The following is a 14,238-nucleotide window of genomic DNA, read 5'->3' as shown; positions in this document are numbered from 1 at the left end:
TAATCAGGTTTGCTCCAATAAGCGATGAACTACTCCAATCGGCCTGGCCAGCCTGTAGTGGACCGCCTGACCTTCGCGTCGGTAGATTGTCCGCGCGACGTGTCGCGTCATTCGTATCGACTCACCGTGCGGAACATCGCGCGCAGATTGCCTTCTTTTCACCGTCTGATGCAAGCGCTGGGCGCCGCCCTTTGCGGGTTGTCCTGCGGCGCGGCGATCGCCGCCTCGGCACCCGCCGCGGCGTCGGCGGCGCACGTGGCGAATCGTCCGCAGGCGAGCGTCAGCGCGTCCGCTGTCGCCGCGCCCGATGCGGCCGGCGTGGTCGATCCGCGCCGCGCATTCATCCTGCGGGACGTGTTCGCGCAGAGCGTCACACGTAAGCTGGTGGTGCCGGCGGCGGATCAGCAAGCCTATGCGGATCGCATGCAAGCAGTGCTCGACGCGCACATGCTGGGCGATTTATCGGGCGAGTATGTCGTGCTGGTCGATCGAAACGCCAATGTCCAGGCACTCTTCATCTATTTTCGCGCCGCGCCGGCGGATGTCTGGCAGATGATCGGCGCGTCGCCGGTCTCGACCGGGCGGCCGGGCGAGTATGACCACTTCGTCACGCCGCTCGGCGTGTTCGAACATACGCCCGCCAACATGGATTTCCGCTCGGAAGGCACGCAGAACGAAAACCATATTCGTGGTTATGGCAAACGTGACATGCGGATCTTCGACCTCGGCTGGGCAGAGGGCGAGCGTGGCTGGGGCAAAGGCGGGATGTCGCAGATGCGCTTCCAGATGCATGCCACCGACCCTGACCGACTCGAACCGCTGCTCGGCATTCGTCATTCGAAGGGTTGCGTGAGGATTCCCGCGTCGCTCAATACGTTTCTTGATCACTACGGCATTCTCGACGCCGAGTATGCGGCGCTCGTCGAGTCGGGTAGATCGCTGTGGGTGTTGAAGAGCGATCGTCAGGTGACGCCGTGGGCAGGGCGATACATCGTCGTGCTGGATTCGGAACGCAAGAGCCGCCCGGCATGGGCGCCCGCGCCTGGCGGCAAGGCGCGCGCCAGTGTGCCGGCCGGGGCGGACACGGCGGATTGATGCGCGGTCGCGGCGCTGAATGTGGGCGTGCCAGTCCGTTTGGTGCGGGCGCGTCACCTTGTTCAGCGAGAGTACGCCAGCCCCGTTTGGCGTGATCGCGTCGGATCGTTCAGCGAGAGTACGTTAGCCCGTTTGGCGTGATCACGTCAGCTCGTTCGGCGAGAGTGCGCCAGCCCGTTTGGCGCGATCACGTCAGCCCGCTCAGCGCGAGCGCGCCAGCACCACGCCCACCAGCGCCACGGCGAAACCGGCGACCTGCAGCGGCAGCAAGGTCTCGCCGAAGCCCGCATACCCTTCGAGCGCGGCGAGCGGTGGAGCGAGAAACATCAGCGCGGTGGCGCGGGCCGCGTCTCCACGTCTGACCATCCACACGAGCAACGTGACGCTGATGCCCGAGAGCATCACGATGCCCCACGCCAGCGACGCCCACAGCGTAGGCGACGCAATCCAGCGATGCTCACCGAGCGCCAGCACGAGCACGCCCGCGACGAGCGCCGCGCCCAGGTTCTGCACCGCGCTCGCGCTGCGAATATCGGCCTTGGCAAGCGAAGTCTTCTGAAACAGCGTGCCCGCGGTAATCGCGCCGATCGCGGCGATCGAGATCGCTACGACCAGCCAGGCGGGCGCGCTGCCGTGCGGTGTCGCCGGGCTGGCCGCCGCCAGCTTCGGTTCGAGCACCAGCACGACGCCGGCGAGGCCGAGCGCCATGCCGCTCCAGCCACGCCGCGACAACCGCTCGCCGAAGAGCGGCGCGGCGACGGCAGCCGTTGCAAGCGGTTGAAGCGCGCCGAGCAAAGCCATCACACCCGCGCTCAAGCCTTGGGCGACGGCCCAGTAGCCGGCGCCGAGATACACGCCTTGCAGCAGCGCGCCCGCCACCAGATGTTTGCCGAAGTCGCGCCTGCCAGGCCACGCGGCGCGTGCCGCCAGCGCGGCCAGCGCGAAGATCAGCGCCGTGCCGCCGAAGCGCGCGAGCAGGAAAAGATTGGGATCGGCATAGGGCGTGATCGCGCGGGCGACCACGAAACCGGTCGACCACAACACGACGAAGACGGCGGCGATTAAAGAAGCGAGCATCGGAAAGGGGGGTGTAAAAAGCCGCCATCTTGTCGGGATAGGCGATGCGTGTCTTGTTCGAAGCTGCAATCGGCGAGGCAGTGCAACGCAACGCGTAACGCAAAGCAATGCGTAAGGCAAAGGAACGCGTAAGGCAAAGGAACGCGTAAGGCAAGGCAACGCGCAAGGCAAGGCAACGCGTAAGGCAACGCAACGCGGCAAGGCACCGCAACGCGCAAGGCACCGCACCGCACCGCGGGTTGCCACCCCGCCGCATGAACCCCCACCAACGCCATCACCACATCAGCAGCACAGTCCCCGCACCGAGCACGCCACCGCACACGGCGCACGCCCACAGCAGCGCGCGCGTGCGCCGGTATTCCCGGCCGATCTCCGCCATGAGCTGCGCATTCTGCTGCGGCTTGCGCGCACGATCATGCTCATGCTGCAGATACCGAACCGCCAGTTGCGGCACGCGCGGCAGCATATGCGCGAGGTGCGGCAACTCGCGCGTGATCCGCTTGATCCAGCCGCGATGGTCGATGTCGCGCCGCGCGATATCCGCCAGCACGCCGCGCGTGATATTCCACGTGTCGACGCCTGGATGCAGCGCACGTGCCAGCATTTCCGCTTGATGAAACGAGCGTTGCGCGCTCGCGAGCCGCCCGGGCACCGCGCCGTCGAACGGATGCACCGCTTGCAGCAGATGATGAAACAGCGAACCCGCCGAGCGGTCTTCCGGTTCGGCCGCGAAATGCGCTTCCGCGCGCGTGCGCAACTCGGCTTCGAGCACCTCGGCGCGCGTGTCGTGCGGCACGTGCCCGGCATCGCGATGCATTTCGGCGAGGCGCGCGTAGTCCTGGTCGAACAGCGCGGTTGCGCCATGCACGAAGAACTCGCGCTCGCCGGTCGAGAGGCTCGACATGATCGAAAATTCCGCCAGCACGAGACGCCCGAGCGTGTCCGGTTCGATGCTGACCCGCACGCGGCGCGCGTCGAGTGTGGCGTGAAAGAAGCCATGTTCGAACGCTTGCTCGGTCACCACTTCGACGATATGCGCGGCGAGCGGCGCGAGTTTGATGTGATGCGCGTGCAGACCGGGCAGATCGTTGGCCGGCAAGGTGCTGACGCGTTGCATCGTCAGCGTGTAGTGGGTGCAGAGATCCCAGATCACGCCCGGCACGACGATGCGCGCGTCGCCGTCGAAATGATGGCCGGTCTGGCTCAGATTGGCGGCTTCCGCGCGCAGATCGAAACGGCGCAGGATGTCGTCCGTGAAGGTCTGCGCCTGCGCGCGCAGTTGCAGGCGGCGCGCGGTGCCGGAGAGCTTCTCCAGCCAGCGCGCGACCCAGCGCAGCAGCGCGAGTTCGTCGCCGATCTGCTGCAACTGGTCGGCGCGCACGAGCTTGATCGCCACTTCGTAGTGACCGTTCACCGGCGCGAGCAGCCGTGCAAAATGCGTCTGTTCGGCGAAGCCGCCGCGTACCGGCACCAGATCCACGGCACTGAAAAGCGTGGCGAGCGGCTTGCCGAAGGCGCGCGCGAGTGCCTGTTCCGCCTCGCGCGGCGGCAGCGGAGCTTCCATGTGATCGATCGCGTCGAGCGCGTCGTGCAGGGTGCCGGTCGCGAGTTCGGGCCGTTCGACCAGGGTTTGCGCGAACCGCTCCGCCAGCGGCCCGAGTGCGGGCAGCACGCCGTTCAGGCTCTGGCCGCCGCGTCCTGCCGCGTGCAAGCGGCCGACCAGCCCGATCATCCAGTGCAGCTTGTGATCTTGCGGAGCGGCAAGCCAGATCAGGCGAGCGCCGTAACGCAGCGCGTGGAACAGCAACAGTAGACGGCGAAACAGTGGCGGCATCGGCAGTTCGGTTGACGGGGCACGCGTGCGTTCAAAGCTATCGAAGGACGATCGCGCGCGGCCTGAGCGTTCAGGTTAGCAGGTAAGCGCGCCGAGGGGAGCATCGCCGCGCGTCGCGTAATACAATACGCCGGCCTTCTCAAACCGTGGCGAAACCCAAGCGTGCCGGCTTCCGGCCTTTTATCGATGCTCGCAGAACAACGTCACCAATACATCCTGGCGCAAGTCGCCAAAACGGGCGCGCTTTCCGTCGCGGAACTGGTACGCGAATTGAACGTGTCGCGCGAAACCATTCGCCGTGACCTGAACGCGCTGGCCGGGCGCGGCCTGCTGGTCACGACTCACGGCGGCGCGCTGTCGAGCGACCGGCGCGAGCCCGACCTCGACACACGCGAAGCGGCGAACGCCGGCGCGAAGCGCGCCATCGGCGAGCGCGCGGCGGAGTTCGTGCCGGACGGCGCGTCGCTGATCATCGATTCGGGCAGCACCACGCAAGCGGTGGCGCGGGCGCTGCTCGACCGGCATCGGCTGTCGGTGTACACGAACGACTGGCGCATCGCGCTGCTGCTCGGCCGGCGTAACGACAACCGCGTCACGCTGCTGGGCGGCGAACTGTCGGATATCGAAGACGCCACCTTCGGGCTCGATACGGTTCATCAACTCACGCAGTACCACGCGGACTTTGCCTTCATCGGCGCGGGCGGGATTTCGCCGGACGGCTATCTGACCGACTACAGCCGCATGGCCGCGGAGGTACGCAGCCGCATGATCGCCGCTGCGGACATGGTGGTGATCGTCGCCGATCATTCGAAGTTCGGCCGCGTGACGCCGGTGCGCATCAACGGTATCGAGTCGGCGCGTTACCTCGTGACCGAACTGGCTCCGGAGCGCGCTCTCGGCAAGGCGATCACGGCGCATGGCCCGGAAATCCTGATCGCCTGAGCGTGCGTGCCACGGCGAGCCTGTCTGTTCCACGGGGGTGCAGGGCCGTTCGGACGTGCGGCCGATCGCGGCCGCCGCGTCGAGCAGTTCACTCACATCGATCGCGCCGATGCCACCCAAGCGAAACGATTCCACCTGAGTCAGTTTGCCCGGAACCAGCAGGGAGCCGTGGCGCGGCACGAGCGTGCCGGGCGCCGCTTCGACTGTGATCGTCCCGCTGCGTTGAAGCGGTGCGCATGCATAGTCATTTTCGCCATGTACGATCTTCACCGGGTCGGCGCATGCGCTGTCGGTCAAGCGGTTGAACGCGGCGTCCCACGAATCCCAGCCGCGCGGGAGTGCTTCGCGCGTCCGCGTGGAAGTGAGCGGGCCTCGCCGTCAACACGATCGGGGCGTTTCCAGAAGAGCGCGCAAGCCTCCGCCATCGTCTGGGAAGAGGCACCGCCCGAGACCAGATGACGAAAAGATTCATTTGGATATTATTGGCGAATTGTGTCATTTTTTGGAATTGAGCAGAATCGTCATGGCGTTGTCATGGAAACCTGTGATCCTTGCCGTGCCCGTTCAGGCATGGCTGGCAGCGCGAGCGTCGTAGGTGGGCTGTAAGTCGGGCAGGAAAAGAGGGTACAAGAAGCAGCAAAGTTGTTGGCAATCTGCAATCCGCATGATCCGCACACGGCTTGATGCGGGCAACACGCAAGCGGCGCGGCGCTACCGCCGTTCAATCACAACAGGTATCGGGATATCCCGACCGTCTGGTTTTTTGCCTTTCGGAGAAAGCGACATGACAAAGACGAATTCCCTTCACGCTACGGCCGGTCTCGCACGCAAACTGTTGCCGGCGCTGGTCGCCGCGGCAGCCTTCGGCGCCACGGCCATGCAGGCGCACGCGGCCGACGCCGTGGTGCTCTACACCGCCGACGGCCTCGAGAACCTCTACAAGGACGTGCTGCCGGCCTTCGAAAAGAAGGAAGGCGTGAAGGTCAACATCGTCACGGCGGGCAGCGGCGAAGTGGTGAACCGCGCCACCATCGAAAAAGATCAGCCGAAGGCGGACGTGCTCGTCACGCTGCCGCCGTTCATCCAGCAAGCCGACCAGAGCGGCCTGCTGCAGGCTTACCAGAGCGCCAACTACAAGAACGTGCCGGCGATCGCCAAGGCGTCGAACGGCGCGTGGGCGACCTTCGTGAACAACTACTTCTCGTTCGCGATCAACCCGGAAGTCACCAAGACGGCGCCGAAGACCTTCGCCGACCTGCTGCACCCGGACTTCAGCGGCAAGGTTGCCTACTCGAACCCGGCCACGGCGGGCGACGGTATGGCGGTGATCATCCTGACGTCGTCGCTGATGGGCGAAGACAAGGCGTTCGACTATCTGAAGAAGCTCGAAAACAGCGCCAAGTTCCACACCAAGGGCACGGGCTACCTCGACGTGCTGCTCTCGCGTAACGAAATCGCGGTTGCCAACGGCGACCTGCAAATGGATCTCGACGACGCGGCCAACGGCGGCCTGTCGCTCAAGCCGATTTTCCTCGCGCACGAAGGCGGCCAGCCGACCACGTTCCAGCTGCCGTACGCAATCGGCCTGATCAAGAACGGTCCGAACCAGGCCGGAGGCAAGAAGCTGATCGACTACCTGATGTCGACGGAAGTGCAGTCGAAGGTGCCGGACATCTTCGGTATTCCGGGCCGTACCGACGTGCCGCTGGCAGGCAAGAACGGCGAAATCGTCAAGCAGGCGATCGCCGGCGTGAAGCTGATTCCGGTGGACTGGACTCAGGTGATGGCCAAGAAGGCCGACTGGACCGCGCGCTGGAAGAATGAAGTGATCGGTTCGTCGGGCAAGCAGATCGAAGTGGTCAAGCCGAAGTAAGCCGTCGTTCGTCACGCAATCGACCTCACTCGGGACGTAGCCGGGTGACGTCACAGAGTCAGGCGGCGCTTTCGGGACTCGCTCCCGAGGCGCTGCATCAGCATTAATCCAGTTGGAGGATGAACCCGGTGAATACGGCCAGTCTTGCTCACCCAGGCGCGCTCGGCGCCTCACCGGACGCGCTCGATGCCGCGCGTTCGAATACGCCGGGCGGCGTGCAGATCGACCATCTGACGGTGCGCTTCGGTTCGCGCACGGTGCTCGACGATCTGTCGCTGACCATCCAGCGCGGCGAATTGCTCACCGTGCTCGGCCGCAGCGGTTGCGGCAAGACGACCTTGTTGCGTTTCATCGCCGGGTTTATCGAAGCAGACGGCCTGTCCGGCACGCTGACCGTGGCCGGTCACGACCTCACGCACGTGCCGCCGCACAAGCGCAATCTCGGCTTGCTGTTTCAGAGCTATGCGCTGTTTCCCCATTTGTCGGTATTCGAGAACGTCGCCTTCGGCTTGCGCGCGCGCCGCACGCCGGCCAAAGACGTGGCCCGGCGTGTCGCCGATGCGTTGAAGCTGGTACAACTCGGCGACGCCGGTCACGTGATGCCCGCGCAACTGTCGGGCGGCATGCAGCAGCGCGTGGCGCTCGCGCGCGCGCTGGTGATCGAACCCGATGTATTGTTGCTCGACGAACCGCTTTCCGCACTCGACGCCAATCTGCGCGCGTCGGTGCGTTCCGAACTCAAGGCGCTGCATGAGCGCCTGCCGAATCTGACGATCGTCTGCGTGACGCACGATCAGGACGACGCGCTGGTGCTGTCCGACCGCACGCTGCTGATGCGTGAAGGTCGCATCGCGCAACTCGGCACGCCGCAGCAGTTGTACGACACGCCGGCCGACGGGTTTGTCGCGCGTTATCTGGGCGCGGCCAATCTGCTGCCGCCGCAGATCGCGTTCAGCATGAGCGACGCGCGCTATAACGAGCGCGAGCGCGTGGCCTGTCTGCGTCCCGAGGCGTTGCGTATCGTGCCGCTCGGCGAGGGGCACTTGCACGGCGCGATCGCCTCGGTCGAATGGTACGGCGCGGTGTTGTCGATATCCGTTGCACTGGACGCCATGCCCAACGAGCCGGTGCTCGTCACCATGCAGCGCGGCCAAGGCATGATGCCGGAGAAGGGCGCGCGTGTTTCCCTGCGTTACGAGGCTGACGATGTCGTCCTTATCAACCCCTGATACGCCCAACGCGCTCGGCACGGCCGCCGCCGATGCCGCCGCCGCGCGCCGCAGCGCCAGCGCCGCCTCGCATAGCGCCGCGGTGAAGCGCCGCGAACGCGTCGCGCAATGGCATTTGCTGTTCATCGCCGTGGTCGTGCTCGGGCCGTTGGTGATCTATCCGCTCGTACGTCTGGTGCTGCTCAGTCTGACCGGCCCGCACGGTTTGAGCCTGCACGCCTATTCGGCGTTCTTCGGCAATCCGGAAACGAGCGGCGTGATCGGCACGACGCTATGGATCCTGTTCGCCAGTGCCGGGCTCGCGTCGCTGCTCGGCGTCGCGCTGGCGTCGATCCTGTTCTTCAAGCCGTTCCCCGGCGCGCGGATGATCACGCGCTTTCTCGAACTGTTCGTCGCGTTCCCGTCGTTTCTGGTCGCGTTCACGTTGATCTTTCTGTACGGCTCGCAAGGTTCCGTCAGTATCGGCTTGCAGAGGCTCTTTCATCTGCAGGCGCCGCCGCTCGATTTCCTGTTCGGCGTAGGCGGCGTGATTCTCGCGGAAGTCGTGTTCTACGCGCCGTTCGTGGTGCGTCCCACGCTGGCTTCGTTCGCCACGCTCGACATGCGTCTGATCGAAGCCGCCCGCAGCCTCGGCGCGAACGGCTGGATGGTCGCATTCAAGGTGATATTGCCGCTCGCATGGCCGGGCATCGCCGCGGGCACGATCCTGTGCTTTCTGCTCACGCTCAACGAGTTCGGCATTCTGCTCGTGCTCGGCAGCGCGCACCTGATCACGCTGCCGGTGGCGATCTACAGCTCCGCCACGGTCGATCTCGATCTGCCGACCGCCGCCGCCGGCGCGGTCGTGATGCTGATCATGTCTTTGTCGCTGTACGCGTTGTACCGCCAGGTCAACCGTCGCAAGGTGAAAGGAGCGGGCCATGGCCGTTGAACTCGACCCGACCGTTTTGCCGGTCATGCACAAGAAAGCCCGGCCGGTGCGCCGTAGCCTGGTGGTGCGCATGCTCAGCGGCCTGTTTCTCGGTTTTGCCGCGTTGCTGTGCTTCTGGCTGTTCGTGTTGCCCGTGCTGGTCGTCGCGCTCTCGAGCGTGGCGGCGCACTGGTCCGGCACGATCCTGCCCGATGGCTTCAGCATGCGCTGGTTCGAGCGTCTCGGTTCGAGCGATTTCGACGCGCTCACCACCAGCCTCGAAATCGGCATGGGCGTCGCGGTGCTTGGCACGATTCTCGGCCTGTGGCTCGCGCTCGCGCTCGAAGGGCGTGACCGCCGCGGCCTCGGCGCCTTCGTCGACACCATTGCGATGATGCCCAACGGCGTGCCGAGCGTGGTGCTCGGGCTCGCGGTGCTGATCGCGTATCACAAGCGTCCGTTCGATCTGTCGAGCTCCGCGGCGATCGTCGTATTCGTGCAGCTCGCACTGGTGCTGCCGTTCTGCTACCGCTGCGCCGCCGCCGCGTTGCGACCGGAGCTGACGATTCTGCGCGAAGCGGCGGCAAGCCTCGGTGCGCCGCCTTCGATGGTGTTGCGCCGGGTCGTGCTGCCGCAACTGGTGCCGGCGATCCGCGCGAGTCTCGCGCTGGGTTTCGCACTCTCGCTCGGCGAACTCGGCGCCACCCTCACCGTGTATCCGCCGGGCTTCGCGACGGTGCCGATCGTGGTCGTCGGGCAGGTGGAGCGCGGCTATTACCTGCCGGCCTCCGCGCTGTCGCTGATTCTTCTGCTGGTCTCGCTGGCCGCGCTGTTGTTGATCGCGGCGCGCGTTCCGCGCCGTCGGGCGGACTGACGGGCAACTTCTGATGCGTCAGCAGGCGCGCCTCGACGGCGGGCCTGCACTTATCGATGTGGCAAAAATTGTCGAAATGACCGAATATATGCAAACTGCTTCTGTCGATCCGATCGAGGTTGTGCGCAGGCATTCGCTGACCACGCTGGTTCGCGACGAAATCGAACGGCACATCATCGAGGGGGCGCTCGCGCCCGGCGACAAGCTCAACGAAGCCGACTGGGCGACACGGCTGCAGGTGTCGCGCGGTCCGGTGCGCGAGGCGTTTCGCGCGCTGGAGCAGGTCGGCCTCGTGCGTACCGAGAAGAACCGCGGCGTGTTCGTGCGGACGGTGTCGCTGGCGGAAGCCGACGAGATTTACGCGGTGCGCGCGGTGCTGGAAGAGGCGGCGTGCCGGATGCTGGCGGTGAGTATCGATGCGCGCAAGCTCGCGGTGTTGCGCGATTGGCTCGACGCCATGCGCGCGGCGCTCGACGCCCAGGATCACGATGCGTACGCGCGCGCGAATGTGGCATTTCACGATGCGCTGGTAGCGGCATCGGGCAATCTGAAGCTGTATGAGACGTATCGAAGGCTGGTGTGCGAGTTGAGTCTGTTTCGGCGTGCCGCTCTGGTCGTGCATGCCGATGCGATGGAGCGCTCGCTGGCCGAGCATCGCGCGATCTTGACGGCGCTGGCGTCGCGCGAGCCCGAGCAGGCCGCGGCGTTGATGCATGCGCACGTGAACGGCGGCTTGCAGCGCGCCCATGCGGCATGCGAACCGGAAGGAACGCTGGGCGTGGTGCGGATGCCGCCGGCATCGAACGAATAAAAGACGGGCAACGGACTGACTACAACACGCGTGCCCCGCACGCATGGAAGGCAACGATGGCAAATACGAGCACAGGCACGAACGAACGCACGATCGAAGTCAACGGCCGCCGCTACCGGCTACCTTCGCAACCGACGGTCGTGGTGTGCGTCGACGGTTGCGAGTTCGACTATCTCGAAGCCGCGGTCGCGGCGGGCGTCGCGCCGTTCATCGGCAAGATGCTCAAAGGCGGCGGCGCGTTCAAGGGCGACTGCGTGATCCCGTCGTTCACCAACCCGAACAACCTCTCGATCGTGTGCGGCGTGCCGCCTTCGGTGCACGGCATCTGCGGCAATTACTTCTGGGATCCGGACGCGAACGGCGGCGAAGGCGCGGAAGTGATGATGAACGATCCCGCGTATTTGCGCGCCGGCACCTTGCTGGCCGCTGCCGCCGAAGCCGGCGCCGCGGTGGCCGTGGTCACCGCGAAAGACAAACTGCGCCGGCTGCTCGGCTGGCAGTTGAAGGGCATCTGCTTCTCGGCGGAAAAAGCCGACAAGGTCACGCTGGAAGAAAACGGCATCGACGAAGTCCTTGATCTGGTCGGCTTGCCGGTACCCGACGTGTACAGCGCGGGGTTGTCCGAGTTCGTGTTCGCCGCCGGCGTGCGGCTCGCGCAAACGCGCAAGCTCGATCTGATGTATCTGTCGACGACTGATTACATCCAGCACAAGTTCGCGCCCGGCACCGAGGGCGCGAACGCGTTCTACGCGATGATGGACGGCTACCTTGCAAAGCTCGACGCGCTCGGCTGGGTGATCGGCCTGACCGCCGATCATGGCATGAACGCGAAGCACGATCCGCAGACCGGCGAGCCGAATGTGATCTATCTGCAAGACGTGCTGGACGAGTGGCTCGGCGCCGGCCGCGCGCGTGTCATTTTGCCGATCACGGATCCGTACGTGGTGCATCACGGCGCGCTCGGCTCGTTCGCAACGATTTATCTGCCGCGCGATGTCAGCGTCGCGCAGGTGATCGAACGGATCGGCGGCATGCAAGGGATCGAAACCGTGCTCGACAACCGCGCCGCGTGCGAGCGCTTCGAACTGCCGAATGACCGCGTCGGCGATATCGTCGTGGTCAGCACGAAGCATGTCGTGCTCGGCACGCGGCGCGATGAGCACGACCTGTCGGGCCTGACCGTGCCGTTGCGCTCGCACGGCGGTATCTCCGAGCAGGAAGTGCCGCTGCTGTTCAACCGGCGTGTCGAAGCGTTGCCGTCCAGCAGTGCTGGCAATGACGGCAAGCGACTGCGTAACTTCGATATCTTCGACATCGCCCTGAATCGCGTGTCGGCATCATGAACGCCACGCTGCGGGACCATCCGGCTTTTCGGGCGGAAGCGCTGCGGCTCAAAGGCGAACGCGTGACGCGCTCGCGCACGCTCGACGTGTTCGATCCTTATACGGGAACACGCGTCGGTACGGTCCCGTTGGCGAGCGTCGACGACGTGCGCGCTGCGTTCGAATATGCGGCAGCCTATCAGGCTCAGCTCACGCGTTACGAACGCTCGCAGATTCTCGAACGCGCGGCGGCGCTCATGCGTGAGCGCACCGAAGAGGCATCGGATCTGATTTCGCTCGAATCCGGTTTGTCGAAGCAGGACTCGCGTTACGAGATCGGCCGCGTGGCCGATGTGTTCAAGTTCGCCTCGATCGAAGCGTTGCGTGACGATGGGCAGAGCTTTTCCTGCGATCTGACGCCGCATGGCAAGAAGCGGCGCGTGTTCTCACAGCGCGAGCCGCTGGCGGGCGTGATCGTCGCGATTACCCCGTTCAACCATCCGATGAACCAGGTTGCACACAAGATCGCGCCGGCCATCGCGACCAATAATCGGGTGGTGCTGAAACCGTCGGAAAAGGTGCCGCTGTCGGCGCTCTATCTCGCCGACGTTCTATACGAAGCCGGTTTGCCCGCGCCGATGCTGCAGGTGCTGACCGGCGACCCGCGCGAAATCGCCGATGAATTGATCACGCATCCGTTGGCGGAGCTCGTCACGTTCACGGGCGGTGTGGCGATCGGCAAATACATCGCGGGCAAGGCGGCATACCGGCGCGTAGTGCTGGAGTTGGGCGGCAACGATCCGCTGATCGTGCTCGAAGACGCCGATCTCGACCGCGCGGCGACGCTTGCCGTGCAGGGCTCGTACAAGAACTCCGGGCAGCGGTGCACCGCGGTCAAGCGGATGCTGGTTCAAAAGAGCGTGGCTGCGGACTTCACCGATCTGGTCGTCGAGAAGACGCGGGCCTGGTCTTTCGGCGATCCGTTCGATGCGTCGAACCAGATGGGCACCGTGATCGACGTTGCCGCGGCGCAGCTCTTCGAGGCACGCGTGAGCGAGGCGGTGGCGAGCGGGGCGCGTCTGCTGAGCGGCAACCAGCGCAACGGCGCGCTGTACGCGCCGACGGTGCTGGACCGCGTCGATCCTTCCATGACACTCGTGCGCGAGGAAACCTTCGGGCCGGTGTCGCCGATCATCACCTTCGACACGCTCGACGACGCCATCCGCATCAGCAATGGCACGCCGTTCGGGTTGTCGTCAGGCGTGTGCACAAACCGGCAGGATGCGATCACGCGGTTCATCAACGAATTGCGCGTGGGGACGGTCAACGTGTGGGAAGTGCCCGGCTACCGGATCGAGCTGACGCCGTTCGGCGGCATCAAGGACTCCGGGCTTGGCTATAAGGAAGGTGTTCAGGAAGCCATGAAGAGCTTCACCAATCTGAAGACCTTTTCATTACCGTGGGAGTGATAGCGTGGCATTGAGTGTGAAGGACATCCGTTCCCTGTTTGAACAGTACGGCAATCTGGCTTATAGCGGCGAGCCGGTGACGCAACTCGAACATGCCTTGCAGAGCGGCTTGTTGGCGGAAGAGGCTGGCGCTGACGAGGAACTGGTCGCCGCGGCGTTTCTACACGACCTCGGCCACCTGCTCAATCTGCAGGGTGAGACACCGACGGAGCGGGGCATCGACGATCTGCACCAGTATTTCGCGCTGCCGTTCCTGCGGCCGGTGTTGTCGGAGGCGGTGTTGGAGCCGATTCGGCTGCACGTCGACGCCAAGCGCTGCCTGTGCGCCATCGACAATACCTATTTCGGCCAGCTTTCCGCCGATTCCGTGCGAAGCCTGGAATTGCAGGGCGGCATCTTCAGCAAGGAGGAGGCGGAGGCGTTTCTGCAGAAGCCTCACGCGGAAGACGCGTTGCGCCTGCGCAGATGGGACGATCTCGCCAAGGAAGAGAACCGCGCGACGCCGGATCTCGCGCACTATCTGGGCGTTGTCGAGCGAGCGATGCTTAAATACGCGGCTGTTTGAACCTCTTGAGGGTGTTTGAGCTGCTTGAACTGTTCAAGGTCTGCTTGAGGGTGGTTTGATTGAGGCGGCTTTGGCCCTACGCGCGCTTCCTCGTCTTCTGATTCGTTCGTCGTTTCCGCATCGTTTCTGGCGCAATCCATGCATATCAAAATAACGCTTGCAAGGCGCTGGGCGGCTCGCTAGAATCTCGCTCTTTCGTGCTTCGGAAAACGGAGCGCGGGAGGCGGGAGAGCCAGC

The 14,238-nt window shown here is 64.9% G+C and carries 12 protein-coding genes and 1 pseudogene; 10 read left to right on the top strand and 3 right to left on the bottom strand.

Annotation, left to right across the window (positions count from 1 at the left end; genetic code table 11):
• Positions 1-24: 24 nt before the first annotated feature.
• Positions 25-1,095, top strand: a complete 1,071-nt coding sequence (locus P0D70_RS01615) for a L,D-transpeptidase (protein WP_408181867.1) — start codon at positions 25-27, stop codon at positions 1,093-1,095.
• Between the two features lie 201 nt (positions 1,096-1,296).
• Here P0D70_RS01615 and P0D70_RS01610 read toward each other — a convergent pair whose 3' ends face one another.
• Positions 1,297-2,172 carry a DMT family transporter gene (locus tag P0D70_RS01610; RefSeq protein ID WP_408181865.1) on the bottom strand — a complete coding sequence of 292 codons (876 nt, stop codon included), beginning with the start codon at positions 2,170-2,172 and terminating at the stop codon, positions 1,297-1,299.
• A 274-nt stretch (positions 2,173-2,446) separates the two neighbouring features.
• The gene (locus P0D70_RS01605) at positions 2,447-4,006 is read right to left on the bottom strand and encodes an ABC1 kinase family protein (RefSeq protein ID WP_408181863.1); all 1,560 of its coding nucleotides are present in this window, start codon (positions 4,004-4,006) and stop codon (positions 2,447-2,449) included.
• Between the two features lie 186 nt (positions 4,007-4,192).
• Between P0D70_RS01605 and P0D70_RS01600 the strand changes: the two genes are divergently transcribed.
• Positions 4,193-4,948 (top strand): DeoR/GlpR family DNA-binding transcription regulator, encoded by a 756-nt coding sequence (locus tag P0D70_RS01600; protein WP_091802278.1) that lies wholly within the window; start codon positions 4,193-4,195, stop codon positions 4,946-4,948.
• Between the two features lie 150 nt (positions 4,949-5,098).
• Here P0D70_RS01600 and P0D70_RS01595 read toward each other — a convergent pair.
• Positions 5,099-5,447, bottom strand: a pseudogene (locus P0D70_RS01595) (2-aminoethylphosphonate--pyruvate transaminase); the annotation flags it as partial.
• A gap of 285 nt (positions 5,448-5,732) precedes the next feature.
• Between P0D70_RS01595 and phnS the strand changes: the two are divergent.
• The 8 genes from phnS (at position 5,733) to P0D70_RS01555 (ending at position 14,001) form a co-directional block, all read left to right on the top strand.
• Positions 5,733-6,821, top strand: coding sequence for a 2-aminoethylphosphonate ABC transporter substrate-binding protein (gene phnS / locus P0D70_RS01590; RefSeq protein ID WP_408181860.1), 1,089 nt, complete (start codon positions 5,733-5,735; stop codon positions 6,819-6,821).
• A 128-nt stretch (positions 6,822-6,949) separates the two neighbouring features.
• Entirely contained in the window at positions 6,950-8,050 is a 1,101-nt protein-coding gene (phnT, locus tag P0D70_RS01585) for a 2-aminoethylphosphonate ABC transport system ATP-binding subunit PhnT (protein WP_408181858.1), read from the top strand.
• A complete protein-coding gene (locus P0D70_RS01580) occupies positions 8,028-8,981 on the top strand; it encodes a 2-aminoethylphosphonate ABC transporter permease subunit (RefSeq protein WP_408181856.1) in 954 nt (317 codons plus the stop codon). Before phnT ends, P0D70_RS01580 begins: the two co-directional genes overlap by 23 nt.
• Positions 8,971-9,834, top strand: coding sequence for a 2-aminoethylphosphonate ABC transport system, membrane component PhnV (gene phnV / locus P0D70_RS01575; protein WP_408181854.1), 864 nt, complete (start codon positions 8,971-8,973; stop codon positions 9,832-9,834). Before P0D70_RS01580 ends, phnV begins: the two co-directional genes overlap by 11 nt.
• Before the next feature lie 76 nt (positions 9,835-9,910).
• Complete coding sequence (locus P0D70_RS01570) at positions 9,911-10,645, top strand: phosphonate utilization associated transcriptional regulator (protein WP_408181852.1); 735 nt, start codon at positions 9,911-9,913, stop codon at positions 10,643-10,645.
• A gap of 56 nt (positions 10,646-10,701) precedes the next feature.
• A complete protein-coding gene (phnA, locus tag P0D70_RS01565) occupies positions 10,702-11,988 on the top strand; it encodes a phosphonoacetate hydrolase (RefSeq protein ID WP_408181850.1) in 1,287 nt (428 codons plus the stop codon).
• Complete coding sequence (gene phnY / locus P0D70_RS01560; RefSeq protein ID WP_408181848.1) at positions 11,985-13,436, top strand: phosphonoacetaldehyde dehydrogenase; 1,452 nt, start codon at positions 11,985-11,987, stop codon at positions 13,434-13,436. Before phnA ends, phnY begins: the two co-directional genes overlap by 4 nt.
• 4 nt (positions 13,437-13,440) lie before the next feature.
• Positions 13,441-14,001 carry a phosphonate degradation HD-domain oxygenase gene (locus P0D70_RS01555; protein ID WP_408181846.1) on the top strand — a complete coding sequence of 187 codons (561 nt, stop codon included), beginning with the start codon at positions 13,441-13,443 and terminating at the stop codon, positions 13,999-14,001.
• The last annotated feature ends 237 nt before the right edge of the window (positions 14,002-14,238 follow it).

This window comes from Paraburkholderia sp. RL17-381-BIF-C, from assembly GCF_046026435.1.
In the GTDB taxonomy this organism is placed as follows: Bacteria; Pseudomonadota; Gammaproteobacteria; order Burkholderiales; family Burkholderiaceae; genus Paraburkholderia.
Note: the sequence above shows the minus strand (reverse complement) of the source record. Positions and strands in the feature narration are given on the sequence as shown.

What these genes read in the sequence shown, in the direction of transcription:
- P0D70_RS01615 (WP_408181867.1), top strand. Translation starts at nt 25, where the DNA reads ATGAACTACTCCAATCGGCCTGGCCAGCCTGTAGTGGACCGCCTGACC.
- P0D70_RS01610 (WP_408181865.1), bottom strand. Translation starts at nt 2,172, where the DNA reads ATGCTCGCTTCTTTAATCGCCGCCGTCTTCGTCGTGTTGTGGTCGACC.
- P0D70_RS01605 (WP_408181863.1), bottom strand. Translation starts at nt 4,006, where the DNA reads ATGCCGCCACTGTTTCGCCGTCTACTGTTGCTGTTCCACGCGCTGCGT.
- P0D70_RS01600 (WP_091802278.1), top strand. Translation starts at nt 4,193, where the DNA reads ATGCTCGCAGAACAACGTCACCAATACATCCTGGCGCAAGTCGCCAAA.
- phnS (WP_408181860.1), top strand. Translation starts at nt 5,733, where the DNA reads ATGACAAAGACGAATTCCCTTCACGCTACGGCCGGTCTCGCACGCAAA.
- P0D70_RS01580 (WP_408181856.1), top strand. Translation starts at nt 8,028, where the DNA reads ATGTCGTCCTTATCAACCCCTGATACGCCCAACGCGCTCGGCACGGCC.
- phnV (WP_408181854.1), top strand. Translation starts at nt 8,971, where the DNA reads ATGGCCGTTGAACTCGACCCGACCGTTTTGCCGGTCATGCACAAGAAA.
- P0D70_RS01570 (WP_408181852.1), top strand. Translation starts at nt 9,911, where the DNA reads ATGACCGAATATATGCAAACTGCTTCTGTCGATCCGATCGAGGTTGTG.
- phnA (WP_408181850.1), top strand. Translation starts at nt 10,702, where the DNA reads ATGGCAAATACGAGCACAGGCACGAACGAACGCACGATCGAAGTCAAC.
- phnY (WP_408181848.1), top strand. Translation starts at nt 11,985, where the DNA reads ATGAACGCCACGCTGCGGGACCATCCGGCTTTTCGGGCGGAAGCGCTG.